The 25566-nt window shown below is 69.5% G+C and carries 21 protein-coding genes; 15 read left to right on the top strand and 6 right to left on the bottom strand.

All coding sequences use genetic code 11. The features are described 5' to 3' along the window. Window positions 1-32 precede the first annotated feature (32 nt). From ACS5PK_RS07730 to ACS5PK_RS07715, 4 genes are read right to left on the bottom strand one after another with little or no spacing between them, the layout of a single operon-like run. Window positions 33-728, bottom strand: coding sequence for a lytic transglycosylase domain-containing protein (locus ACS5PK_RS07730; RefSeq protein WP_439439658.1), 696 nt, complete (start codon window positions 726-728; stop codon window positions 33-35). Then, window positions 725-1267, bottom strand: a complete 543-nt coding sequence (locus ACS5PK_RS07725; RefSeq protein WP_439439657.1) for a GNAT family N-acetyltransferase — start codon at window positions 1265-1267, stop codon at window positions 725-727. Before ACS5PK_RS07725 ends, ACS5PK_RS07730 begins: the two co-directional genes overlap by 4 nt. 5 nt (window positions 1268-1272) lie before the next feature. Further along, window positions 1273-2325 (bottom strand): histone deacetylase family protein, encoded by a 1053-nt coding sequence (locus tag ACS5PK_RS07720; RefSeq protein ID WP_439439656.1) that lies wholly within the window; start codon window positions 2323-2325, stop codon window positions 1273-1275. A 55-nt stretch (window positions 2326-2380) separates the two neighbouring features. Then, entirely contained in the window at window positions 2381-4375 is a 1995-nt protein-coding gene (locus ACS5PK_RS07715; protein WP_439439655.1) for a DNA topoisomerase IV subunit B, read from the bottom strand. 133 nt (window positions 4376-4508) lie between these two features. Between ACS5PK_RS07715 and ACS5PK_RS07710 the strand changes: the two genes are divergently transcribed. The 6 genes from ACS5PK_RS07710 (at window position 4509) to bamC (ending at window position 11045) form a co-directional block, all read left to right on the top strand. Next, on the top strand, window positions 4509-6029 hold the full coding sequence (locus ACS5PK_RS07710; RefSeq protein ID WP_439439654.1) for an amidohydrolase family protein: 1521 nt from the start codon (window positions 4509-4511) through the stop codon (window positions 6027-6029). An 18-nt stretch (window positions 6030-6047) separates the two neighbouring features. After that, window positions 6048-7277, top strand: a complete 1230-nt coding sequence (locus tag ACS5PK_RS07705; RefSeq protein ID WP_439439653.1) for an MFS transporter — start codon at window positions 6048-6050, stop codon at window positions 7275-7277. Between the two features lie 213 nt (window positions 7278-7490). Further along, window positions 7491-8285, top strand: coding sequence for an SDR family oxidoreductase (locus tag ACS5PK_RS07700; RefSeq protein ID WP_439439652.1), 795 nt, complete (start codon window positions 7491-7493; stop codon window positions 8283-8285). Window positions 8286-8312: 27 nt separating this feature from the next. Next, window positions 8313-8882: a class I SAM-dependent methyltransferase gene (locus ACS5PK_RS07695; RefSeq protein WP_439439651.1), complete on the top strand. Its 570-nt coding sequence runs from the start codon at window positions 8313-8315 to the stop codon at window positions 8880-8882. 61 nt (window positions 8883-8943) lie between these two features. After that, a complete protein-coding gene (gene dapA / locus ACS5PK_RS07690) occupies window positions 8944-9825 on the top strand; it encodes a 4-hydroxy-tetrahydrodipicolinate synthase (RefSeq protein WP_439439650.1) in 882 nt (293 codons plus the stop codon). A gap of 74 nt (window positions 9826-9899) precedes the next feature. Next, window positions 9900-11045, top strand: coding sequence for an outer membrane protein assembly factor BamC (gene bamC / locus ACS5PK_RS07685; RefSeq protein ID WP_439439649.1), 1146 nt, complete (start codon window positions 9900-9902; stop codon window positions 11043-11045). Between the two features lie 615 nt (window positions 11046-11660). On the opposite strand, the gene ACS5PK_RS07680 is transcribed toward bamC, so the two are convergent. Together ACS5PK_RS07680 and ACS5PK_RS07675 are read right to left on the bottom strand one after the other, a co-directional pair. Continuing rightward, window positions 11661-12203, bottom strand: a complete 543-nt coding sequence (locus tag ACS5PK_RS07680; RefSeq protein ID WP_439439648.1) for a hypothetical protein — start codon at window positions 12201-12203, stop codon at window positions 11661-11663. Between the two features lie 44 nt (window positions 12204-12247). Beyond that, complete coding sequence (locus ACS5PK_RS07675; RefSeq protein WP_439439647.1) at window positions 12248-13381, bottom strand: JmjC domain-containing protein; 1134 nt, start codon at window positions 13379-13381, stop codon at window positions 12248-12250. Window positions 13382-13436: 55 nt separating this feature from the next. Between ACS5PK_RS07675 and ACS5PK_RS07670 the strand changes: the two genes are divergently transcribed. The 9 genes from ACS5PK_RS07670 (at window position 13437) to ACS5PK_RS07630 (ending at window position 25551) form a co-directional block, all read left to right on the top strand. Beyond that, entirely contained in the window at window positions 13437-13958 is a 522-nt protein-coding gene (locus ACS5PK_RS07670; protein WP_439439646.1) for an FKBP-type peptidyl-prolyl cis-trans isomerase, read from the top strand. Window positions 13959-14155: 197 nt separating this feature from the next. Beyond that, window positions 14156-15115, top strand: a complete 960-nt coding sequence (locus ACS5PK_RS07665; protein WP_439439645.1) for an AfsR/SARP family transcriptional regulator — start codon at window positions 14156-14158, stop codon at window positions 15113-15115. Window positions 15116-15375: 260 nt separating this feature from the next. Continuing rightward, on the top strand, window positions 15376-15678 hold the full coding sequence (locus tag ACS5PK_RS07660) for a hypothetical protein (protein ID WP_439439644.1): 303 nt from the start codon (window positions 15376-15378) through the stop codon (window positions 15676-15678). A gap of 3 nt (window positions 15679-15681) precedes the next feature. Beyond that, window positions 15682-19941, top strand: a complete 4260-nt coding sequence (locus ACS5PK_RS07655) for a trypsin-like peptidase domain-containing protein (RefSeq protein ID WP_439439643.1) — start codon at window positions 15682-15684, stop codon at window positions 19939-19941. Between the two features lie 28 nt (window positions 19942-19969). Further along, on the top strand, window positions 19970-21028 hold the full coding sequence (locus ACS5PK_RS07650; protein WP_439439642.1) for a hypothetical protein: 1059 nt from the start codon (window positions 19970-19972) through the stop codon (window positions 21026-21028). After that, window positions 21028-21300, top strand: coding sequence for a hypothetical protein (locus ACS5PK_RS07645; RefSeq protein WP_439439641.1), 273 nt, complete (start codon window positions 21028-21030; stop codon window positions 21298-21300). The genes ACS5PK_RS07650 and ACS5PK_RS07645 overlap by 1 nt, the downstream gene beginning before the upstream one ends. Beyond that, the gene (locus ACS5PK_RS07640; RefSeq protein WP_439439640.1) at window positions 21297-22127 is read left to right on the top strand and encodes a hypothetical protein; all 831 of its coding nucleotides are present in this window, start codon (window positions 21297-21299) and stop codon (window positions 22125-22127) included. Before ACS5PK_RS07645 ends, ACS5PK_RS07640 begins: the two co-directional genes overlap by 4 nt. After that, window positions 22124-23557, top strand: coding sequence for a S8 family peptidase (locus ACS5PK_RS07635; protein ID WP_439439639.1), 1434 nt, complete (start codon window positions 22124-22126; stop codon window positions 23555-23557). Before ACS5PK_RS07640 ends, ACS5PK_RS07635 begins: the two co-directional genes overlap by 4 nt. A 260-nt stretch (window positions 23558-23817) precedes the next feature. Beyond that, the gene (locus tag ACS5PK_RS07630; RefSeq protein ID WP_439439638.1) at window positions 23818-25551 is read left to right on the top strand and encodes a hypothetical protein; all 1734 of its coding nucleotides are present in this window, start codon (window positions 23818-23820) and stop codon (window positions 25549-25551) included. Window positions 25552-25566: the final 15 nt, after the last annotated feature.

The raw sequence follows: 25566 nt of genomic DNA, 5'->3' as shown, positions 1-25566 counted from the left end.
AATGGCGCCTGGACTGCGGGCTGACTGCTGGCCTACTGCTGGGAGACCGGCGCACTGTGGAATTGCATGCCCTGCAGCTGCTGGCTCAGGCTGCGCTGCAAGAGCGCCCAGTAGAGCTCCAGCACCATCTGCACATGGGCCTGGGTTTCATCGATGGGAGGCATGCGCCCCCCGGCCTTGCGGACCGCCGTCTCACCGGCGTTCCAGGCCGCCAGGGCCGCGTCGAGGCGGCCGTAGCGCTTGATCAGGTCGGCCAGCATGCGGGCGCCGATCAGCACATTGCTGCGCGGCTCGCGCAGGCGCTGCTCGACGGGCAGGCGTGCCTCCGCGGCGGTGGCGTAGTGCTCGGCGGCGATGGCGGTGATCTGCATGAGGCCGGTGGCACCGCGAGGCGAGACAGCATCGGCCTTGAAGCCGCTCTCCACGGCAATCATGGCTTTGAGCAGCTCCATGTCCACGCCGGTCTGCTGCGAGGCCTCGCGCAGATAGGGCTGGACGGCCTTGACTTCCGGGGCGAACTCCAGCCAGGTGAGCAGGGAGCGGCCGTGGTCGGTCTTGCCGGGCACGCGCTGCGGGCGGGCGCCCAGGCTCATGACGGGCTGGTAGCGCTCGTCCAGGCGCTGGGCGGCGAAATGCGCGACGCCGGCCTTGTCCACATAGGCCCACAGCTCCGCCTGCGCGGCCGGGGCCAGCATGGACAGCAGAAACGCCAGCAGCAGCCCCCTCATGCGGACTCCTCGTTCATGGCGCGGCGGGCCTGGTACTCGCGGTCCAGCATGGACATCACGATGAGGCTGTCATAGCCATCGGCGCCTTCGATGCTCACCCGCACGCTCTCGCGCAGCCGGCCTTCCTCGACGAAGCCCTCGCTGAGGTAGAGCGCCTGGGCACGGGTGTTCAGGCCCTTGACGTCAAGCCAGAAGCGGTGGGCATGCAGCTGCTGGAAGGCCAGTTGCTTGATCAGGCGCAGGCAGGCGCGGCCCACGCCCTGGCCCTTTGGCTGCAGCACCATGCGCTTGAGCTCCACCGAGCGGTGCGGGTTGCGGCAGCCCTGCAGGATGATGAAGCCGGCGGCCTGGGCCTGGGCCTGGGGCCCCCACTCCACGATGAAGTGGCGCGAGTCCGGAAAGCGGATCGCGCCCTCGTGCTGGGTGCGTTCCCAGGGCGTGATGAAGGGCAGGTTGGCCGCGTCCTGCTCGACCGAGACGACGAAGTCCAGGTCCGAGAGCATGGTGGGGCGCAGGTGCACGCGCGGCAGGCTGCTCATGGTGATCAGACCCCGGGCTGGCCCTGGGCCGTGGATGCAAAGCCCGCCAGCACGGCCTGCACATTGCGGCCGATGGCGGCGGTGGCATAGCCGCCCTCCTGCAGGAAGAGCGTGGGCAGTTGCAGCGAGGCCAGGCTCTGGCCCATGCGGCGGAACTCGGGCTCGTCGAGCCGGAAATGCGAGATGGGGTCGCCGCCGTAGGTATCCACGCCCAGCGAGACGATCAGCAGCTCCGGCGCATAGGCATTGAGCTGCACCAGGGCCTTCTCGAAGGCCTCGAACCACTGCTCGTTGCTGGCGCCCGCGGGCAGCGGGTAGTTGGCATTGAAGCCCTCCCCTGCCCCGGCGCCGCGCTCATCGGCATGGCCCAGGAAGAAGGGGTATTCGGTCTGCGGGTCGCCGTGGATGCTGAGGAAGAAGACGTCCGGGCGCTCGTAGAAGATGGCCTGGGTGCCGTTGCCGTGGTGGTAGTCCACGTCGAGGATGGCGACGCGCTGGCGGCCGGCGTCGCGCGCGGCCTGCGCCGTGACAGCGGCGTTGTTGATGAAGCAGTAGCCGCCGAAGAAGTCAGCACCGGCATGGTGGCCGGGCGGTCGGGTCAGGCAGTAGGCCGAGCGCTCGCCAGCCAGCACCAGGTCCAGCGCCGTCAGGCTGGCCTGGGCGCCCCAGTAGGCGGCGGCCCAGGTGCCGGCGGTCAGCGGGGAGCCGCTGTCCATCGAATAAAGCCCCATGCGGGCGGCAAAGCTGCGGGGCTCGACGTCACTGCGCAGGCTGCGCACGGGCCACACGGCGGGGAAGGCCTCGCCCTCGCCGCCCAGGGCCTGCCACTCGGCGTGGGCGCCCTCGATGAAGCGCAGATAGGCCGGCGCATGCACCCGCTCCAGGGGCGCACGGCCGTGGTCCACGACCGGCACGAAGGGCCCGAGATCACTGGCCTGCAGGGCCTGCAGCACATAGTCCGCACGGGCCGGGATCTCGAAGGCGTCCACCAGCTGGCCGCGGAAGAATTCCTTCTGCGCGGCATGCTGGGCGTGGCGCTCGTTGTAGACGATCTTCATGGGGATCCCCGAAATGGCTGGAACGGCAGAGGGGCAGGTCTTGCCCGGCGTCTGATCAGATGTCGACCTCGACGGAGTCGCCATGCAGCTCCATCAGCTCGCGGCGCGAGGCGGCCTCGCCCTTGCCCATGAGCTTGTTGATGGCGCCCTCGGTGGCGGCGAAGTCGAACATGCCGTAGGCGACCTGCATGAGGCGGCGGGTCTCGGGGTTGAGCGTGGTGTCCCAGAGCTGCTCGGCACTCATCTCGCCCAGGCCCTTGAAGCGGCTGATGGTCCAGCTGTTCTCGCGGGCGCCTTCCTTGCGCAGCTTGTCCAGGGTGGCGGTGAGCTCGCCTTCGTCCAGGGCGTAGATCTTGGCGGCGGGCTTCTTGCCGCGGGCCGGGGCGTCCACGCGGAACAGCGGCGGACGGGCCACGTAGATGTGGCCGGTCTCGACCAGCTTGGGGAAGTGGCGGAAGAAGAGCGTCAGCAGCAGCACCTGGATGTGGGAGCCGTCGACATCGGCGTCAGACAGGATGCAGATCTTGCCGTAGCGCAGATTGCTGAGGTCCGGCGAGTCGCTGGGGCCGTGCGGATCCACGCCGATGGCCACGGAGATGTCGTGGATCTCGTTGTTCTTGAAGAGCAGGTCGCGCTCGACCTCCCAGGCATTGAGCACCTTGCCGCGCAGGGGCAGGATGGCCTGCGTCTCCTTGTTGCGGCCCATCTTGGCCGAGCCACCGGCGGAGTCGCCCTCCACCAGGAAGAGCTCGTTGTGCAGGAGGTCGCGGCTCTCGCAGTCGGTCAGCTTGCCGGGCAGCACGGCCACGCCGGAGCCCTTGCGCTTCTCGACCTTCTGGCTGGCGCGCTGGCGGGTCTGGGCCTGCTTGATGACCAGCTCGGCCAGCTTCTTGCCGTGCTCCACATGCTGGTTGAGCCACAGCTCCAGTTGCGGCTTGACGAAGGCGGACACGAGGCGAAGGGCGTCCCGCGAGTTCAGGCGCTCCTTGGTCTGGCCCTGGAACTGCGGGTCCAGCACCTTGGCGGAGAGCACGAAGCTGGCGCGCGAGAACACGTCGTCCGGCATCAGCTTGACGCCCTTGGGCAGCAGGCTGTGCATCTCGATGAAGCTCTTGATCGCGCCGAAGAGGCCATCTTTGAGGCCGGACTCGTGCGTGCCGCCCGCCACCGTCGGGATCAGGTTGACATAGCTCTCGCGCATGACCTGACCCTCCTCGGTGAAGGCCACGCACCAGGCGGCGCCCTCGCCCTCGGCGAAGTTCTCGGTCTCGGCCTTGCTGGCGTACTGCTCGCCCTCGAACAGCGGGATCAAGGGATCGGCGTTGAGCGTCTGCATGAGGTAGTCACGCAGGCCGCCCTTGTAGGCCCAGGTCTGGACCTCGCCGGTCTTTTCCTGCTTGAGCGTCACCGTGACGCCGGGCATCAGCACGGCCTTGGAACGCAGCAGGTGCACCAGCTCGGCCTTGGGGAGGTCGGGGCTCTCGAAATACTTGGCGTCGGGCCAGACGCGCACCGTCGTGCCCTGCTTGCGGTCGCCGCTGGCCGCGGGGCGTACCGTCACGGGCTCGACCACGTCACCGGCCTCGAAGGCCAGGCGTGCCACCTGCTTCTCACGCCAGACCGTCACCTCCAGGCGCTTGGCCAGGGCATTGGTCACGCTGACGCCCACGCCGTGCAGGCCGCCGGAGAAGCTGTAGGCGCCACCCGAGCCCTTGTCGAACTTGCCGCCAGCATGCAGGCGCGTGAAGACGATCTCGACCACCGGCACGCCCTCTTCCGGGTGCAGACCGAAGGGGATGCCGCGGCCGTCGTCCTCGATGGTGATGGAGCCGTCGGTGTGCTGGGTGAGGTCGATGCGGCGGCCGAAGCCGGCCAGGGCCTCGTCGGCGGCGTTGTCGATCACCTCCTGGATGATGTGCAGGGGGTTGTCCGTCCGGGTGTACATGCCCGGGCGCTGCTTGACGGGCTCCAGGCCCTTGAGAACGCGGATGGAGGCCTCGCCGTAGCCGGAGGGCGATGCGGAGGCGGAGGAGACTGCTTTGCTTGCCATGGCGGCGATTGTAGGGAGGCGCCGGCCCCCTTCCGGCGACAGCGGACGGGGGAATCCCCAAGCCTGACTTGAGTCGGACGGCCTATTTCCGGCGTAGCATCCGCCACTTTGCTGAAGCCAGGGGCCTTCTGTCTTGTTGTACGTCCTGCGAATTTCTGCACTGTCGATCTCCCTGGCCCTGGGCGCCGCGGCCCAGGCCCAACCAGCCACGGCCCCCACGGCCGGCCAGGCCCAGCCCTTCAAGGCCAGCGCCCCCCTGGCCATGGAGCTGCACAATGCCCGCTGGTTCGACGGCCAGGGCTTCCAGAAGGGCACGCTCTACGTCGTCGACGGCAAATTCACCAAGAGCCGCCCCAAGCGCATCCACCGCCGCCTGGAGCTGCGGGACCAGTACCTGATCCCGCCGCTGGCCGAGGCCAACAACCACAATCTGCAGAGCGGCTGGGGCGTGCAGACCTTCGGCCAGCGCTATCTGCAGGACGGCGTCTTCTATGCCGCCATGCAGTGCGGCGACCCCGACAGCATCGCCAGCGCCCGCCCCCTGCTGAACCAGCCGGACAGCGTGGACGTGAGCTTCACCACCGCCTGCGTCACCAGCTCTGACGGCCACCCGCTGGCCCCGCTGCTGGCCCAGCCCGTGGCCGAGGGGCAGGCGCCGCGCCAGGTCAGCGATTTTGCGGACCGGCAGCTGCTGCTGGTCGACACGCCTGAGCAGGCCCAGCAGAAGTGGCCGCTGGTGGCGCCCCGCAAGACGGACTGGCTCAAGATCATCCTGGCCTACAGTGACCGGCCCGAACTGCGCGGCAACCCTACCGCCCTGGGCCGCCTGGGCCTGAGCGCCGAGACGGCCGCCGCCCTTGTGCGGCTGGCCCACAAGGACAAGCTGCCGGTGAGCGCCCATGTGGAGACCGCCGCCGACTTCCGCGCGGCCCTGGAAGCCGGCGTGGACCAGATCGGCCATGTACCCGGCTATTTCGCGGCCTTCGGTGACGGCCCGGAGCGTTTCCGGCTCGACGAGGCCACCGCCGCGCGCGCCGCCAGCCAGAAGACCCAGGTGCTGACGGCCACGGTGGCCAACACCCTCTTCCCCATGAGCGAAGAGCAGCGCCAGGCCCAGCGCGCCGTGCTGGCCGAGAACCTGCGCCTGCTCAAGGCGGCCGGAGCCCAGTTGCTGCTGGGCTCGGACAATTTCCCAGGCACCTCGCTCGCCGAAATTCACCACCTCGCCGGCCTGGAGGTCTTCAGCCCGGCCGAGCTCCTCAAGATGGCCAGCATCAGCACGCCGCGCGCCCTCTTCCCCAAGCGCCGCCTGGCCTGCTTCGACGAAGGCTGCGAGGCCAGCTTCCTGGTGCTGGTGAGCAATCCTCTGGACGATCTGCGCACCCTGGACAAGCCGCTCATGCGCATCAAGCAGGGCAGGCTCCTGACCCAGTTGGACAGCGTGGCCGAGGCCAGCGACGCCAGCACCGAGGCCACCGCCGTCGCCGCCGGCAAGTCGACCAAGCCAGCCAAGGGCAAGAAGGCCGCCAGCGCCAAGTCCGGCAGCAAGAGCGGCAGCAAGACAGCCGCTACCGCGCGCAAGACCGGCGCCGCCACCGGGAAGTCCACACGTGGCACTGCGGCAGTCCGCCAGGGGACAGCGAAGCGGCACTGAGCCCGCTACAGTGGGGCGATGCAGTCCCCTTCCGCCCCGGCCCTCCCCGCCCGCGCCCCCTCGGTCCAGCAAGTCCTGCTGTGCGGGGCCCTCATCGTGACCCTCTCCATGGGCATACGCCATGGCTTCGGCCTGTGGCTGCAGCCCATCACCGTGGAGCGGGGCTGGCCGCGTGAGACCTTCGCCTTCGCCCTGGCCGTGCAGAACCTCGCCTGGGGTGCCGCCGGCCCCATCGCCGGCATGCTGGCCGACCGCTTCGGGGCCTGGAAAGCCCTGGTGATCGGCGCCCTGCTTTACGCCCTGGGGCTGGTGCTGATGTCGGTCTCGGCGTCGGGCCTGGCCTTCACCGGCAGCGCCGGTCTGCTGATCGGCATGGCGCAGTCGGCCACCACCTATGCGGTGATCTACGGCGTGCTGGGCCGCGCGGTGAGCCCCGAGAAGCGCTCCTGGGCCTTCGGCGTGGCCGCCGCCGCCGGCTCCTTCGGGCAGTTCTGCATGATCCCCCTGGAGAGCCAGCTGATCGCCGGCCTGGGCTGGCAGCAGGCCCTGTGGGTGCTGGCAGGCGCCGCCCTGCTCATCATTCCCTTGGCCCTGGGCCTGCGCGAGAAGGGCCCGGCACCCGCGCATGCCGGCCCTCACCAGAGCATCACCCAGGCCCTGCGCGAGGCCTTCGGCTATCGCAGCTTCCAGCTGCTGATGCTGGGCTACTTCGTCTGCGGCTTCCAGGTCGTGTTCATCGCGGTCCACATGCCCAGCTACCTCAAGGACCACGGCCTGGAGCCGGGCCTGGCCACCACCTCGCTGGCGCTGATCGGCCTCTTCAACATCTTCGGCACCTACACCGCCGGCCTGCTGGGCCAGCGCTACCCCAAGCGCTACCTGCTCTCGGCCATCTACGCGCTGCGGGCGGTGACCATCACGGTCTTCCTGCTGGTGCCGCTGAGCGCACCCAGCGTCTGGGTCTTCTCTGCGGTGATGGGCTTCCTGTGGCTGTCCACCGTGCCGCCGACCAACGCCGTGGTGCTGCAGATCTTCGGTCCGCAGCACCTGTCCATGCTGGGCGGCTTCATCTTCTTCAGCCACCAGATCGGCAGCTTCCTGGGCGTGTGGCTGGGTGGCAAGCTCTATGACGCCACGGGCAGCTATGACATCGTCTGGCTGCTGGCCATCGCCCTGGGCGTGATGGCGGCCCTGGTCAATCTGCCGGTGCGCGAGCAGGCCATCGCGCGCCAGCCCCTGCCAGCGTGACGCCATGAGGGGACAGCCGCGGCTGCGCGCACCCTGGCGGGTTTGGCTGCTGCGAGGCATGATCGCGCTCGCGCTGCTGCTGGCCTTCGCGGCTTACCAGGACCCGACCCTGATGCTGCAGCTGAGCAACCAGCTGCTGAGCTGCTTCTGAGGCCTGGCGCAAACGCCAGGACCCGTCGGACTCACGGCGCAACACCCTCTGCAGGACCCTCCATGATCGTCATCATCACCGGCGCCTCCGATGGCATAGGCGCCGAACTGGCCCGGCAATGGGCCGAGCGCCAGGGCAAGACCCTGAGCCTGGTTCTCAGCGGGCGGCAACTGCCCAAGCTCCAGGCCGTCGCTGCACACTGCGAAGCGCTGGGCGCCACCGTCAAGGTGCATGCCGCCGATCTCGCCGAGCAGGCCGCCTGCCAGGGCCTGATCCGGGCCGCGACCGAGGCGTTCGGGGGTATCGACGTGCTGGTCAACAATGCCGGGATGTCGGCCCACGCGTTGCTGGAGGAAGTTCAGGACCTTGCCTGGTACGAGCAGCTGATGCGCGTCAACCACTGGAGTGCCGTCTGGTGCAGCCACGCCGCCCTGCCCTGGCTCAAGGCCAGCCAGGGGCGGCTGGTGGCGGTCTCCAGCCTGGCCGGCCTGGTGGGCGTGCCGGGGCGCACCGCCTACAGCGCGACCAAGTTCGCCATGACCGGCTTCTTCGAAGCTCTGCGGGTGGAGCTGGCGCCGGCAGGGGTCTCGGTCACCATCGCCTACCCCGGTGTAGTGGCCACCGAGATTCGCTACCGAGGCTTTGGCGCCAATGGCCAGCCCGCTGGCCGCAGCGGCCTGGACGAACGCGGTGCCATGAGCGTGGACACCTGCGCCCGGCTCATCCTGGACGGCACCCTGCAGCGCGAGCGAGACATCGTCATGAGCGCCAAGGGCCGCCTGGGACGCTGGCTCAAGCTGATCGCCCCGGGCGTGGTCGACCGGCTGGCTCGCAAGGCCCTCAACAAGCAGCACTGAGCCTGCCGCACACCGCCTCATGCCCTCATGCAAGACCTGACCCTCCCCGCCGCACCGTCGCCCTGGCTCCTGCGCTGGCAGCGCCATTTCAGCGCCGGACAGACCGCCCTGGACCTGGCCTGCGGCAGCGGCCGCCATGTGCACTGGCTGCGCAGGCGCGGGCTGCAGGTCTGCGCCGTGGACCGCGATGCCCAGGCCCTGGCCGGCCTGCGCGACAGCGGCGCCGAGCTGATCGAGGCTGACCTGGAAGGCGCGCCCTGGCCCCTGGGCGAGCGGCGCTTCGACCTCGTGCTGGTGACGAATTACCTGTGGCGCCCGCTGCTGCCGCGCATCGTCGAGGCGGTGGGGCCGGGGGGCTGGCTGGTCTACGAGACTTTCGCCGACGGCCACCAGTTGCTGGGCCGGCCCTCGCGCCCTGACTTCCTGCTGCGCCACGGCGAACTGCTCGAAGCCGCCCGAGGCCTGCGCATCGTGGCCTACGAAGACGGCTTCGCCGATGGCGATGGCGCGAGCGTCAACCCGCGGCAGATCCAGCGCGTTGCCGCCGTTCGCGAGCGAACGCCGGGCGACCTGCAGGCCCGCTATCACTTACCCTGAAGCCGGACCGGCCAGACCCCTCCGGCGCTTCAGTAGAATCAGCTGATTACGAGGAACCCTCATGAAACCGATTCTTGGCAGCATCGTGGCTCTGGTGACCCCGATGCAGGAAGACGGCAGCGTCGACTATGACGCCCTGCGCCGACTGATCGACTGGCACATCGCCGAAGGCACGGACTGCATCGGCGTGGTCGGCACCACGGGTGAATCGCCCACCGTCACGGTGGACGAGCACTGCGAAATCATCCGCGTGGCGGTAGAGCACGCAGCCAAGCGCGTGCCCATCATGGCCGGCACCGGTGCCAACAGCACGGCCGAGGCCATCAACCTCAGCCGCTACGCCAAGTCCGTGGGCGCCGACTGCACGCTGTCGGTCGTGCCCTACTACAACAAGCCCTCGCAGGAAGGCATCTACCTGCACTACAAGGCGATTGCCGAGGCCGTGGACATCCCCATGATGCTCTACAACGTGCCCGGCCGCACCGTGGCGGACATGAGCCCGGACACCGCCCTGCGCTGCGCCAGCCTGCCCGGCGTCATCGGCGTCAAGGAAGCCAGCGGCAACATCGAACGTGCCGCCTACCTGATCAAGAACGCCCCCCCGAGCTTCCACATCTATTCGGGTGACGACGGCACCGCCATCGCCCTGATGCTGCTGGGCGGCCATGGCAATGTCAGCGTGACGGCCAACGTCGCGCCGCGCGCCATGCACCAGCTGTGCAAGGCGGCGCTGGCTGGCGATGTCAAGGAGGCCACCCGCATCCACTTCCAGTTGCTGAGCCTGCACAAGCAGCTGTTCTGCGAACCCAGCCCGGCGCCCACCAAGTGGGCCCTGGCGCGCCTGGGCCGCTGCAAGGCCGGACTGCGCCTGCCCATCACGCCGCTGACTGCGGCGGGCCAGGCCAGCGTCGAACAGGCCCTGCGCGAAGGCGGCCTGCTGTGATTTGAGGTGTGAGCCGCGGATTTGGTGCAAATCTGCGGTACAACACCGCCCGTGTTCTCTTGGAGATGTCTAGCGTGACTCGTTCTCTTTTTGCCCCGACCAAGGGCCTTGCCTGCGGTCTTGTCCTGGTCTCGCTGACGGCCTGCAGTTCCATCGAAGGCATGATCGGCACCGACAAGGTCGACTACCGCACTGGAGCCAAGCAGACGAGTGGCCTGGACGTGCCGCCGGACCTGACACAGCTGAACCAGGAACGCCGAAACACCGGCGGCGTGGTCACGGCCTCCGAGATGGCCAACCAGAAGGCCACCCCTCGGACCAGCGCCACAGGCGGCGCCGCCAACGTGGCACTCAATGCCGTGGGCGACATCAAGCTCGAGCGCGTCAATGGCCAGCGCGTGCTGCGCAGCAGCCTGACGCCTGAGCAGCTGTGGCCCCAGGTGCGCGGCTTCTGGACAGGCATGGGCTTCGAGATCGCCAACGAGCAGGCGGAAGTGGGCGTCATGGAAACCAGCTGGGCCGAAAACCGCGCCAAGCTGCCCCTGGACTTCATCCGCCGTACCATCGGCCAGGCCCTGGACAACCTTTACTCCACCGGCGAGCGCGACAAGTACCGCACCCGCGTCGAGCGCGTCAACGGCGGCACTGAGATCACGATCTACCACCGCGGCATGCAGGAGGTTTACACCAGCCAGCAGCGCGACCAGACCGTGTGGCAGCCCCGCCCGGCCGATCCCTCGCTGGAAGGCGAGATGCTCTCCCGTCTGATGCTGAAGCTGGGCGGCCGCGAGGCGCAAGCCAAGGAAGCCCTGCAGGCCAACGCCGGCAGTGCCAGCACCACCAAGCTGGCGGCAGAACCCACTGCCCGCAGCCTGGCCGAGGTACCGACCAGCCTGAGCATCAACGAAGACTTCGACCGCGCCTGGCGCCGCGTCGGGCAATCGCTGGATCGCCACGGCTTCACCGTCGAGGACCGCGACCGCAAGCTGGGCCTGTTCTTCCTGCGCTACGCCGACCCCAACCTGGTGGGCAAGGAAGAGCCCAACTTCTTCTCCCGCCTCTTCGGCTTGGGCAAGACCGCGACCGCCAACCGCTACCGCGTGCTCGTGAAGAGCGAGGGCGGCAAGACGGTGGTGAGCATCACCGACAGCCAGGGTGTGCAACAGACGGACGACAACGCCAAGCGCATCCTGTCGCTGCTGCAGGAAGACCTTCGGTGAGACGGACGGAGCAGGAAGCTCCGCGCGTTCCCCGCATCAAAGCCCCTGACGCTCAAGCCTCAGGGGCTTTTTCTTAGCCAGCACTCGATGCCTTCGCACGCCGTGCGCATCCCTTGCGCCATGGGTGGATCAAGCCCCGCGACCCAGGGTGTACGAAACGTACAGACAAGAAAAAACCGCCGGCCTTGCGGCACGGCGGTTCTTCCTGAACCGGGGATCCGATTACTTGCTGGCGGCAGCAGAGGCAGCGTCAGCAGCGGCAGGAGCCGAAGCGTCAGCAGCGGGAGCCGAAGCAGCTTCCGAAGCAGCAGGAGCCGGAGCAGCGGCAGGAGCCGGAGCAGCAGCGGGAGCTTCTTCAGCCTTCTTGCCGCAAGCGGTCAGGGCAGCAGCAGCCAGCAGGGAAGCCAACAGGATCGACTTATTCATACTTGTCCTCAAGATCTATTAGACGAAGATTCAATTACCGGTAATTCTTCGAGCCGGCCAAAACGATTGCGTCATTGACAATTAGTCTTTGACGGTGGCGTCCATGATCAACTCGGCAGAACAAGACGTGGAAACCTCGAGCGCTTCCCTCGCCTAGCCCGAAATTATAGCGTCAGCTTTAGGCGCTAGTTAAAGTCCCAAAGTACTGGCGGCAAAGGATTCTTCGGAACGTTGCGAGACCGCATCAAACCATTCAAGCGCGGCGCCATGCGCACTGGTGTCCATCTCGATCACCGCCCGCCCCTGCCGTGCATCAATCAACCGCCACAGTTGCGGCACCCGCCCCAGCAGCAAGGCTGCCGGACGCCGATGGTCCACGGGGCCTTCATCGCTCAGTTGGCGGGCCTCCACCACGTGGCCATAGAGCTGCCGCCACTGCACGAAACGCGGATGACGCCGTGCCATGGCCTGGTAGTCCCGCGCCAGCAGCCGCAAGCGCCGGTGCGGCGCCACCCATTGCCGCAGGGCCTCCAGCAGCTGCGGGTTGGACAGCGGCCAATGCAGGAAGTCCGCGTCGAAGCAGCAGATCTGGGGCGCACCATCGCGGCAGGCTTGCAGCAGCTGCTCAAGAAGCGAGGCCTCCACCGCGGCCTGCCCCTCGATGAGCAGGCTGTCGGTGGGGGTGTCGGTGGAGGTCGTGGCGGCCACCGGGGCGTGCTTCGCTGCATCCATGGGCTACTCCTTCAAGTGCTGGGGACCTGGCCGCTGCGGCTGGCTCAGGCCGGATCGCTGTCCACCTGCACCCAGCCATCCTCCGCCCACTGGTCCAGCAGCTCGCGAGCGCCTTCGGAAAGCTGGGCCACCTCACGCGCGCTCAGGGCTCGCTGGTCAGCCAGGCGACGCATCAGTGTGGCATCGCGGCCGCCTGCACGGTAGGACTCGCCGTTGATGAAGACATGGGCGCGGTCATACATCATCCGGCTGCGCCTATCCAGCACCGCAGCCGCGCCCTTGGGCAGGGCGTCGCCCGTCTCGAAGAAGACCTTGGGCTTGGGCTCAGTCAGGGCCTCGCCAAGCGCGCGCTCCAGGGCAAGGGGCTCGCGCAGCGCACGCTCGCAGGCATCGCGGGAGAAGTCCAGCAACTGCTGCGGTATGGCACCGGGCGCATCGGTGGCGGGCTGCTTGGGGTCGGCGTACATCTTGTTGGCATAGGCCTGGGACTCATCGTCCATCAGCCGCTGCAGCAGCTCGCGGGCCAGCTCCGCGCGCCAGGGCGTGCGAAAACCCACGGAGCAGGTCATGCATTCGCCGAGGGCGATGCCGTCGTGCGCCCAGCCCGGCGGCAGGTAGAGCATGTCGCCCGGCTCCAGGGTGAATTCCTGCTCGGGCTCGAAGTCCGCCAGCAGCTTGACCGGCACGTCAGGACGCAGCATCCCCGTCGTGGCATGCCCTTGGCGGCCGATGCGCCAGTGGCGCTTGCCATGGACCTGGATCAGGAAGACGTCGTAGGAATCGAAATGCGGGCCGACACCGCCGCCATCGCTGGCATAGGAGATCATCAGGTCATCCAGCCGCGCCTCGGGCACGAAGCGGAACTGCGACAGCAACTCATGCGCCGCCTGCACATGCAGGTCCAGGCCTTGCACCAGCAGGGTCCAGCCGGGCTTGCTCCAGGGCGGCAGCTTGGCCACCGGCCCCTGCTTGAGGGCCCACTTGCCCTGGAATTGCGACACCAGGCGGGACTCCACGTCCTCGCTGGCGGCCAAGGCGGCGAGTTCGCTGCGGCTGGCCGGCGGGCGAATGCCAGGCAGGGCCTGGCGCACCAGCAAGGGCTTGCGCTGCCAGTACTTGCGCATGAATTGGTCCGGGCTGAGGCCGCCCAGCAACGGGGTCTTGAGGCTTGTGTTCATCCGCGCATTGTCGCCGCGCGGCAACCCGGTCCTCTTGCCGTGGGACAATCGCGGGATGCAAATCACCGCCCCCTGCGTCGTCTCCCTGAGCTGGAGACTGGAAGATGCCCAAGGCCAACTGATCGATGAACTGGCCGAACCGCTGGAGTTCTTCTTCGGCGGCGAAGATCTCTTTGCCAAGGTCGAAGAAGCCATAGCCGGCCAGGAAGCCGGCTTCGAGGCCAGCGTGGCCCTGGACCCGGAACATGCCTTCGGCGACTACGACGCCCAGCTCGTCTGCTTCGAAGCCCGCAGCCTGATGCCCGAGAACGTGGATGTCGGCATGCAGTTCGAAGGCCTGCCCGAAGGTGCCGCCACCGAGGACATGCCGCAGGAGCTGATCTACACCGTCACCGAGGTCTACCCCGAGCATGTGGTGCTGGACGGCAACCATCCCCTGGCCGGCGTAGGCTTGCGCATGCACCTGCGCGTGCGCGATGTCCGCGAAGCCACCGAGGAAGAGATCGAAGCCGGTTCGGTCGGTGAAGCGGTCTTCAGCATCGTCAATGGAGCGCCCCCCGGGGAAGCGCTGCACTGAGGCCAGACGTCTCGTCTTCACAGGCTGCCTCGTGCAGCCTTTTTGTTTTCTGGACCGCAATCGGGCTGTCTTGAAAACCCCTAACTTCGACCCTGCTAGATCTGACAGTAGGGGGCTGCTCAATTGAGCAGTTGTGTAAAGATCGCCAGCCCAGCGGTTCTCACGAGCGCCCGCGCAGGCAGGCGCCATCGAGCGATATGGACGTTCAGCTTCGCCTTGAACTGTTCGGCGCCTACAGCGTCAGCCTGCACACCGGCCACTGGGCCCCGCAGCGCAGCCTTGCACTCAGCGGACGCCTCGGTGGCCTGCTGGCCCTGCTGGCACTGGGCCGCGGCCAGGCCCTGAACCGCGGCGAGCTGTGCCGCGAACTGTGGGGCGGTGGGCCGGAATCGGCCAGCGCCGCCTGCTTCAACACCCTGCTGTGGCGCCTGCGCCGGGCCCTGGAGCAGCCGCCCCTGGCCAGCGGCGCCATCATCGAGACCGACCGCCAAGGCGGCGTGCGCATCGCTCGCCATGTGCAGGTGCAGTCGGACCTGGAGCGCTACCTGGCCCTGGTTGAGAAGCCCCTGGCCAGGCCGGTGGAGCAGCTGGAGACCCAGGACGTGCTGGCCCTGCGCGAGGCCGTTCAGCTCTATCGCGGCGATGTGCTGGCCGGCTACCAGGACGACTGGGCGCTGCGCCTGCGCGAGCGCCACCGCCGCATGCAGCTGGGCGCGCTCGCGCGGCTGATGCACCTCAGCAGCCTGCAGGGGCAATGGCAGGACGCCATCCAGCACGGCGAGGCCATGCTGGACATGGACGCACTGCGCGAGGACGTTCACCGTGAGCTGATGCGCTGCCACCTCGCCGCCGGCCAGCGCGCCCTGGCCCTGACCCAGTTCGAGCGCTGCCGCGCCGCGCTCAAGCGCGAGCTGGCCATCGCTCCCATGGCCGAGACCCTGGCGCTCTACCAGGAGATCGCCCGGGAAGCCACGCGGCCCGCCGCGACCGCGACCGGAGCCGGCCTCCTCACGCCGTCTGCGGCCTTGCAGCCGGCCGGACGAGCCGCGGCGCAAGCCCCCAGCTTCCTGCCCTGGAACGAGGCCCTGCTCCAGGTCCGCTGGCACCTGGCCCAGGCGGATGCCCACCTGCAGACGCAGCTGGACTTCGGCCACTGAGCCCCTCTCTCCTTTCCTCCCCGTCCCTGTGAATGCGCGGCCCCGCCCTGGGGCCTGCAGCGCATTCACGCGCGGCACTGCCCGCCTCTGTCCCCCAACACCACGCCAACACCACGCCGGCACTACGCCGGCACTACGCCGTCGTCACGCCGTCATCACGCCGCTGAGCGGCCCATCAGCGGTCCATCACAGGCATAGGCGCCCCTGGTGATGGCCGTGTGATGTCGCCGTGATGTGGCGGTGACGAGCCGGGCCGCAAGATGAGCTCGCCCACCTTGCGCCCCTACCAGCGCCCCACCGCCATGGCCTTGATCAACGACCGCAGCGCCGCCTTCATCGTGAGGGTGTGGTGCGAGCACGGCGATCAACCGGTACGCGGCGTGCGGGACTGGCGGGGGTCCATCGAGCATGTCGAGAGTGGCGAGCGGGCCTTCTTCCGCGAGCTCAATGCCGTGCCCAGCTTCATGGACCGGCATATGCGCACCCTCGGCATCGAGTCCCCCAACCGATTCTGGGAGCAAGTCTTCGACGACGAGCCCCCGGAGCAGCGACCCAAGGAGTGAGCCATGCCACGCATTCAGGCCAATCGAGACCAGGTGGATGACCGCTTCAGCGTGCTGGGATTCACCATCCGCACGGAGAGTCCCCTGTTCGAAGTGGCCGTGGCCACCGATCCCGCCTTGTTCCGCTCCGACGCCCGTGGCCGGCGCGGCCGGCGCAATTTCTATTCCAGCCGGGCCCAGGGTGTGCTGCGCGCGCGCCGCGGCGAGGCCGTCTACCTCCTGCCCCAGGACGTGCTGGCCAACTTCGTGGGCCAGCCCAAGCTCTATTTCGGCCTGGCCACCTACAAGGACGGCACGCCCCAGCAGCCCGACTTCGTGCAGCTGCCGCAGAGCGGGAACATGTATGTCTCCCTCAGCGGCCTGAGCGAGCGCGGCCTGCGCCGGTCCGTGGGCGCCTTCAACGGCAGCTCCTACGGCCAGGCCGCCTCGGGCCGCGACCCCAGCCTCGAATGGGGCGGTGACAGCGCCGCCGCACGCCCGGCTTCCCCCAGCGCCCCTGCCGCCCCCGCAGTGCCCCCGAGCGCCGCGCGCCCGGCCGCCAGCAATGGCGCGGCCGCTCCTGCCGGCGGCAGCCCCGCGGTGGCCGTCGGCCTGGACTATGACGACGGCTTCGGCCCCTTCCCCGCCGCGCAGGCCGACGAAGGCGTGCAGGCCTACCGCCGGCAGGAAGGGGATGAGCCCGCGCCGGCCCTGCAGTCCCCCGACACCCAGGCCCTGGACATCCCCCTGGACCCCGGTGCCGGTGGCCGTTCCATCGGCCAGGATGCGCTGCAGGCCGGCGACATCATCGTCAGCACCACGCGGGCCTGGGTCTCGCGGGCGATCCGCCTGGGCACGCTGTCCCCGGTCAGCCATGTGATGCTGTACCTGGGCGGCGGCCGCGTCATCGAGGCCGTGGGCTCCGGCGTGCGCGAGGTGGCGCTGGAAGGCGCGATCGCCGACGCCATCCTGGCCGTGGCCTACCGCGTGCCCAACCTCACGGCCGCCCAGCGCGAGCGCGTGCTGCGCGAGGCCCGCCAGTTCAAGGACCAGCCCTACAACTTCCCCGGCATCGTGCAGCGCGGCGTGGCCATCGTGGCCCCGGTGCCGGGCGCGGTGGTAGATGCCATCAGCCGCCTGCTGAGCGTGCCGCGCCAGCAGGCCCATGCCGTCTACTGCTCCCAGCTGGTGCTGGAGGCCTACCAGCGCGCCGGCATCACGCTGCTGAGCAGCCCGCCCTCGCAGAGCACGCCCGAGGCCGTCGCCCGCTTCGCGCAGGGCCGCCTGGGCTATGTGGGCCATCTCAAGGCCGAGGACGTGCCCTTCGGCATCCAGTTCGCGCTCGACGAGGACAGCCCCGAGGCCGGCGCACCATACGCCGCGCAGAAGCCCGAGCAGGGCGTCCAGCCCCAGGGCTGGGTGGAGCCCCAGGAGGTGCTGCTCAAGGCCTACAACGGCACCCTGGGCGACCAGATCCGCCTCTTCGCCGACACCGTGCGCTGGATCGCCGGCGTGGACGACACCCACGCCCTGCCCCACAGCGCCATCGGCCAGGTGCTCTGCTACAACGGCGAGCGCTTGATCGGCAAGGCCACGGCCTTCTTCATCGCGCCCCGCCTGCTGCTGACCAATGCGCATGTGGTGAATGGCTGCACCAAGCTCGTCATCATCCCCGGCAAGGTCGGCGATGGCGCAGGCAGCGAGCCCTTCGGCCGCTTCGAGACCACCACCTGGCGCGCCCACCCCAGCTACACGCGCGGCAGCCGCGACTTCGACTTCGCCGTGGTGCTGGCCCCGCGCAATGCGCCCGGCGGCTTCCTCTCGCCCGTGGAGGAGCTGACGCAGAGCCGGCCCGAGGGCGTGGCCGTCTGCGGCTACTCCGCCCGTTCGCGCCGGGACGACCCGGTGGGCACCATCGTCAATGCCGTACTCAACCCCGACAAGCAGCACGTGCACCGCGGCTATGTGCGTGAGATCACGGACGAGGTCATGCACTACGACGTGCAGGAGCTCGCCGGCTCCAGCGGCTCGCCGGTCTACTGGATCGAGGGCGGCGCCGTCCCGCGGGTGCATGTGGTGGGCGTGAACGCCGGCCCGCGCGACGGCACCACCAACTCGGGCGTGCGCCTGACCCGCGCCAAGGTGCAGTGGATCCGCGACCGCGCCCGGGAGCTGGGCGTGAGCGTGAGCTTCGAGGCCGAGGGCGGTGAAGAAGCGAACCACGTCAGCGAGGCCCAGTCCGCCGAGGCGCTGATCATCGACAGCGACGACGTCACCCGTCTGCAGCGCCACCTGCCCGCCTGGCGGGACCTCTACACCTGGACGGCACCGGCCAGCCTCACCGCCCCGCTGGCTGCGCGCAATATGCGCATCCAGCGCTTCGCCGACGCCCACGGCGCGCTGAACCTGGACCGCTACGAGGTGCGCATCAGCCGCCTGCCCAGCGGCGCCACGCCGGAATCGCTGCTGGCCGAGATCCGCAAGAACATCAACAGCTACGTCGACACGCGCAACTCGGAATTCATCCCCTACGAGGCCGGCGACGCCACGCTGTGGAGCTCCAACAGCCCGCTGGGCGCGGTGCTCAAGATCGACATCCTCGGCCCCGACAACGCCAGCGTGGTCTGCAGCCTGGCCGAGGCGCGGCGCTGGCGCTTCACCACCATCCACGCGCCCTGGTCCGGCGACCATCCGGTCAGCGGACACCGTGAATTCGGCATCCGCCCGGACGGCGACGGCTTCGTCTTCTTCACTCGCGCCGCGGACCGCGCCACCGACGGCATCGCCGAGACCGTGGTCTGGGCCGGCGCCAACCACCTGTGGCAGAGCCTGCAGCGCAAGGTCAGCGACTACATCAACAGCCACGGCGGCGCGGCCAGCATCCTGCCGCACTTCAGCGAGCGCTTCCATCCGCGGGTGGCGGCCATCCTGGCTCAGGAGGTGATCGAGGCACAGAGCCTCGCCGCCAACGAGCCAGCGGCCACGGCCCCGCCCCAGCGTGAACTCCACCTGGCCCCGCCGCCGGCCCCGCAGATGCAGCAGCCGCTGGGCTGGGACGAGGCCCAGGCCGTGCCGGCCGCTGCCGTGGAGATCGCCAGCGCCATCGCGGGGGCCGCCATGGAGCGCCTCAGCAGCAACCAGGGCGACATCAACGTGGAGCTGGACCAGCTGCGCGGCCTCAAGCATCCCAATGACCAGGCCCCGGCCAATCCCGCGCCCTTCCAGGATGCACCGGTGATCCGTCTGACCGGCTGGCCCAAGGTCAGCAACTACCTGGGCGACGAGACCTCCGCCGGCTTCGAGATCCGCTGGCAGTTCAATGGCCGCTCCCTGGGCAATGTGCAGATCAGTCTCTCGCGCACCAACGACGCCGTGGGCTGGGGCCTGCAGGTCCACGCCCGCATCATGGACGACGCCATCGTCTACCCGCGCCAGTCGCCCAGCTTCGCGGCCATCCGTGTGCGCTTCGACTACCGCTTCACCCGGGTCGTGGGCTCGGACGTGCTGGCCCACCAGGAGGTCCATCTCTTCGGCAACGGCCGCCACAACGTCAGCGGCGAATGGACGCAGGCCAGCACCTTCAGCCTGGCCGTGGAGGAAGAGGATCCGCGGCTGCTGCAGGCGCAGATGCCGGCCCAGGAGCTCAGCGGCGCCCTGGCCTTCACGGCCCGCACCGCCGCCCCCACGGCGCCCTCGCAGACCCTGCGCAATGCCCTGGGCGCGGCCAGCGGTCAACGCAAGACCCTGCTGGAGGTCGCGGCCCGCGAGCTGGGCGTGCGCGAGGAGCCCAACCCCCGTGCCAGCGAAGCCGGCCAGGATCCCACCATCAACTCCGACGCCGAAGGCCGCATCGTCATGTACCTGCAGGAATGCGGGGTGGGCGCGGCCCAGGGGCAGGCCAATCCGGCCTACTGCGCAGCCTTCGCCACCACCATGCTGCGCCAGGCCGGCTACCGCGGCGTCAATGGCAGCGCCAGCGCCTCTCGCCTGCGCCAGCAGTTCGAGAGCGCCGGCAAGTTCCAGGCACTCGATGCCAGCCGACCCTACGACCCGGCCCGCGACTACCGCGCCCAGCCCGGCGACCTCTACTTCAAGGGCGCCCACGGCCACGAGACGCATGTGGGCATCGTGGTGGCCGTGGAGGACAACGGCACCCTGCACACCATCGAGGGCAACACCTGGGGCGCGGGTGGGCCGGCGCAGTCCGGGGTGATGGAACGCACCATCCGCCCGAGCCACGGCCAGCAGCGCGCCGCCATCGCCGGCTTCGGCGTGCTGAGCTGAAACCCCGTCAACGCCAGCCACCCCGCCCATGGCCATGGACCCGCATCCGCAGTTCGCCAGTGCCCCCGCGCCCACCGTCGGCTTCGACGAGGGCGTGCAGGCCCTGGGCGGTCTGCCCGGCATGCTGCCGGGACTGGGCGGCAGCCCCGCGCCGACGTCCAGGCAAGCCCTGACCCCCAGCCCGGCCCCGGCCTCCCCGGCACCACCGCCCAAGCCGCCCGCCACCGAGACCCTGGCCCAGCGCACCGGCAATCTGATCAACGAGGTCGACTTCCCCGGCTTCGTGGCCCAGCTGGTCAACGGCACCTTTGACGCCATCGTCGACGCCTCCATCCGCCAGATGGAGAGCTATGCCGAGCTGGTGGCCGCCGTGGCCAAGACCACCGAGCAGTTCACCGAGGAGAACGTCAGCACCAACCAGGCGCGCGACTGGGTGGCCCAGCAGTACGGCGCCGACGTTGCCGTGCTCCTGCCCCGCGGCAGCGACGACCAGCTGCGCCAGCCCATGCTGGTGCCGCGCGGCGAAGGCCACAGCCCGGCCTGGCTGGCCAACTACGGCGTGGGCGACCAGGAGCTCAGCAGCGAGCTGCTGGAGAGCGTGGTCCTGCCCCAGGCGCGCGCCCAGCTGGGCCGCGAGCGCCAGCAGCTGCTGGCCACGCTGGTGATGATGGGCCTCAACCGCGTGGCGGTGAAGGACGGCTCCATCAGCGCCAAGGTGATGTTCCGCGCCGTGGCCAACGACAAGGCCACGGTGCAGTACGCGCAAGGCCAGGACCCCGGCTCGGCCTCGGGCAGCAACTGGGGCAGCCGCGGCTCGCTGGCGGCGTCCTCGGGCGTGTCGACCATGGTCAGCACGCTCAACCTCAATGCCCAGAGCGACACCAGCCTGAGCGCGACGATGTTCGGCGAGGTCAAGCTCAACTTCGTCTCCGAGACCCTGCCCCTGGACAAGATGGCCGACGCGATGAAGCTGGCCATGGTCCAGCGCCATGCCGCGCTGGGGCCGCGCGCGGCAGCGCCGCTGCCTGCCGCCACGCCGGCCACGCCCGCCGTTCCGGCCGCCCCCACTGAACCCGGGAGGAGCTGATGCTGCGCGCCCTCTCCACCGTGATCGACGAGCTGCAGACCGCCATGGCGCCCCTGCTGCATGAGGCCTTCGCCCCCGCCGGCACCGCCCGCATCCGCCTGGCCGAGGCGCAGTTCGACCTGCCCCTGGACCTGGCCCTGGTCTTCTCTGACGGCGGCCCCTGCCTCCTGGCCGAGCTGCCGCGCTCCAGCAGCGACGGCCACTGGCATGTGGACCGCTCGCGCCTGCGCTTCGTGCTGCGTGCAGAGCTGGAAGAGGAGGTGTCGCCATGAGCAGCAGGGATGACGCCCCCCAGGTCAGCCAGCTCTCCGGCGTGGGCGACCTGGGCGTGCCCTTTGACGTCTTCATCCAGGCGCTGACCCTGCAGCTGGACAAGGCCCAGGCCGCCATGGCCCTCAAGGCCCGCGTGGGCAAGCTGCCGCTGACCTTTGCCGTGAAGGACGTGCAGCTGGACCTGCGCGCCTTCGTGCGCATGGTCGAGGAGGACGTCTGGGTGCGCCCCGCGGGCCCGGGCGAGGCCGAGGCCAGCAGCATCAAGCTCGCGCTGACCACGGTCACCAAGCCCATGATCGACGAGAACGCCGTCAGCTACGAGGCCCACGACGCCAAGCTGGATCTGAAGGAAGCCCTGGGCGAGCGCATCAGCACCGAAGAGCAGCGCCAGCTGGAGCGCATCGGCGTGCACACCATCCAGCAGCTGCAGGAGCTTAAGAAGTCCGCCGGGGCCGATGTGGTCGCCCGCCTGGCCCGCATGCCGGTGAACCGCCTGCAGCAGGCCATGATGGCCGCCACCGCGCCGCGGGTGCAGCGGGTGGACAGCGCGCCCGCCGTCGGCGACGAGGGCGGTGCCCGCTCGCGCGTCACCCTCAGCACGCCTTCACTCAAGAGCGGGCGGCTTCCCCAGGTGCGGGTCAATGGCCAGCGGCTGCCCGTGCGCCAGGCCGAGGCCATGGCCCTGGAGCTGAGCGTGGACCCCGAACACATGGGCCAGGAAGCCGAGATCGACTTCGGCGACGGCGAGACCGCCCGCCTGCGCCTCAGCGCCGGTGCCATGGGCAGCTGGCACGAGGCCGAGGCCGCCGCCAAGGAGCAGCCATGATGGCCCTGCCCCCCGACTGGCCCAGCCAGCTCCCGCGCCGACTGCTGCTCACCCTGCGTCTGGGCGAAATGCCCGAGCATGTGCCGGCCTGGCGCGCCTGCCAGCGCCATGGCGTGCCCTTTGGCGAGCACCTGGACGGCGGGCCCATCGACCGCCTGCTGTCCCACTTCGGCGGCGGCATGCGCCTGGCCCGCGTGCACAGCGCGCGCACCCCTCGCGAGCAGGCTCCCCAGCGCGCCGGGGCCCGCCGCTTCGACGACATCGAGCAGCTCAGCGGCGTCGCCCGCGTGCTGCGCATCGAGCTGCAGCAGGGGGACCGCCTGCCCGAGCTGATGACGGCGCTGGCCCAGCTGCCGACGGTCGAGCATGCACGGCCCGAACGCCTGGTGGACATGGGGCTGGATGGCAGCGCCGTGCACCCCGCGCCCCTGCCCGCCGCCCTGCCCCAGGCGGCCATCGTGGACATGCAGGAAGCCTGGGCCGCCCGCGACCTGATCCGCCTGCCCGAGGCCCTGGCCTATGCGCCCGGCGACCCGACCGTGATCATGGGCCTGGCCGACACCGGCGTGGTCATGGACCACCCCGCCCTGCACCGCGCCCTGCGCCCGGGCTTCGACACCGTGGACCTGCAGGCCAGCAGCGGCGGCCCCGAGCTGGTGGGTGACGATGCCGGCGCAGACGCCGACCCGCAGGACGAAGTCGGCCACGGCACCGGCTGCGCCGGCATCGTCTGCGCCGACAGCCCGGACCTGCCGCCCGGCGCGGCCGGCCGGTGCCAGGTCTTGCCTGCCCGCGTGCTGGGCGCTGCACTGAAGGGCCAGCGGCGCGTGGGCATCGGCTCCGTGGCCAATATCGATGCGGGCATGAAGCGCCTGATCGACCTGGGCGTGAAGGTCATCAACATGAGCTTCGGCACCGCCTCCTCCCAGCTGGGGCCGGACGAGCCGCCGCCGCACAGCGAGGTGGTGCGCTACGCCCTGGCGCGCGGCGTGATCCTGGTGGCGGCCAGCGGCAACTCCGGCCTCACCGAGCCCTTCTACCCGGCCGCCCTGCCCGGCGTGATCGCGGTCGGCGCTGTGGACCTGCAAGGCAAGCCCGCCCGCTTCTCCACCCGGGGCGATCACGTGGCGCTCAGCGCGCCCGGGCAAGGCATCTGGACCTGCGGCCTGAACGGCTGGCAGCGCGCCAACGGCACCAGCTTCGCGGCGCCCTTCGTGTCCGCCGTCTGCGCGCTGATGGCGGCGCGGGCCGAGGCCCGGGCCTGCCCCATCGACCCCGAGATGACCCGCCAGCTGCTCATGCAGAGCAGCCGGCCCCATGCCCAGGCCGGCGAGTCCGGCATGGGCCGCGGCGTGCTCGACGCCCTGGCCGCCCTGCGCGCCCTGGACGACTGGCTGGACCGCAACGACGGCCTGCAGGCCGATGACTGAGCAATAGCGTGACCGAGTGACAAGGAGCCCCCATGGCCAGCGAAAAGCCCAAGAAGACAGCGCAGCGCAAGGCGGCCCCACCGGTCGCTGCAGCGCCGCGCGCCCCCCGCAAGAAGACGAGCGCTGCCGCGGCGGCGCCGCCTCCCCCCACCCGCAAGGCCCGCGCTCCGGCGCCGGCCCGTCCCTCCCGTGCGGGCATCGCCGCACCCAAAGCCCCCGCCTCCGCTGCGGCAGCCAACACCCAAACAGGAGCCACCCCCATGAACCGCATCCTCTTCATCGACCTGGCCGAACGTGACCGCAACCGCCGCGCCGAGATCCGCGTGCGCATCGCCAATCTGGAGCGCATCGAGAACACCAAGGCCCGCACCGGCGGCCTGGGCCCGGACCTGAAGAAGGAGCTGGACGATCTGCGCGCCCAACTCGCCGACCGCGACACCACCGACGAGCTCTACCGCGGCGTGGCCGAGCAGGTCTCGGGCAAGTCCTGGGCCGTGCTCTCCCAGACCGGCCAGACCGACTACGTCATGCGCTATGGCTTCATGGGCAGCCAGTACGGCGTGCAGCCCAATGAGCTGGGTGTCGAGGAGAAGGAGATCCTGGCCGTCTGCGGCCTGCTGCTGCTGGACGGCATCCAGGGCCCGGACAACCTGAACTTCATCTCCAAGGTGACCATCGCGCGCGGCGAGTTCGAGCAGAACCGCGCCCTGTTCATGGCGGCCTTCAACCGCTTCACCACGCGCCATGAGGTGACGCTCAAGTCGCAGATCGAGAAGGGCTATGTGGATCCGGAGGCGCCCGGCTTCATCAGCGGGCGCAGCACCAGCACGAAGGGCAGCAGCTACCTGGTGCCGGACCCGGACGACACCGTCTACGCCGTCTCCGCCAACAGCCTGGCCTCCATCGTGCGCCGCATCCGCGACGAGGGCATCTCGCCCAACGACCCCTGGCTGGTCAGCCGCATGGACAACGCCTTCAACCTGCTGACCGGCATGGTGGAAGGCGCCCCGCCCTCGGCCCTGGAGATCATGCTGCCGGATCTGGAAGAGTCGGTGGACGTGGAGATCCAGAAGGAGAACCTGCAGGCCTCGCAGGCCATCTACTTCGCCTACCAGCTGGAGGAGATGCGCATGTTCCAGGTGGTGGACAAGATCGTCGACCTCTTCCGCGGCGGCCTGCTGCCCCTGGGCAAGGGCACGGTGGGCGACAAGCTCTTCAAGTACTTCAAGACCAGCTCCGAGCGCATCACCGAGGCCGAACGCCGCGAGCTGTACTTCCGCATGTTCGGCGCCCCCGGCGGCAACCCCAGTGCCGGCGACCCGAACCGGGATTTCAACGAGCTGTGGCTGCGCTTCGTCTCGGCCGTGTCCAGCTTCGCCCGCCAGATCTCGGTGGAGCGCCTGCTGCGCAACAACGTGCCCATGGCCGTCAGCCAGGAGCAGGTGCGCAAGGCCGCACGCGACCTGGGCGCCAACCTCTCGCGCAACGGCTACGGCATCGCCTACTTCGCCGCGACCGAGCTGCAGAACACCATCATCAACTTCCGCGACATCCTGCAGGACCCCGATCTGCGCTCGGCCTTCGGCGCCCGGGACATGTGGCAGGTGATCGACATGGTCAACGTCAACTACCTGGGCGGTGCCAAGAACACGCACCGCTTCCGCACCCAGTCGCGGGCCGGGGCCATCATCATTCGCTGGATCTCCGAGAACATCCAGCGCCTGGCCAACATCTCCGGCCCGGTGCTGTCCATCGACGAGATCTCCAACCCGCAGATGCGCATCTCCAGCGGCGCCAATCCCACGCTCAAGCCCACAGACTGGGACCTGGTCAACGCCTGCGAGCAGTGGCTGGCCGTGATGGGCGTGCAGGAGCAAAGCGTCGAGCACTACTCCCAGTCCATCGAGGCGCCGGCCATGACCAGCCGGCCCATCGACATGCCCCAGGCCGCGCGCGACGTGCTGGCCTCGGTGGGCGTGAACCTGCCCATCTGAGCCCAGGAGGCCCCC

The sequence above is a fragment of the Roseateles sp. DB2 genome, from assembly GCF_051857535.1.
GTDB lineage: Bacteria > Pseudomonadota > Gammaproteobacteria > Burkholderiales > Burkholderiaceae_C > Roseateles_B.
This window is presented reverse-complemented; position numbering and strand designations above follow the sequence as displayed.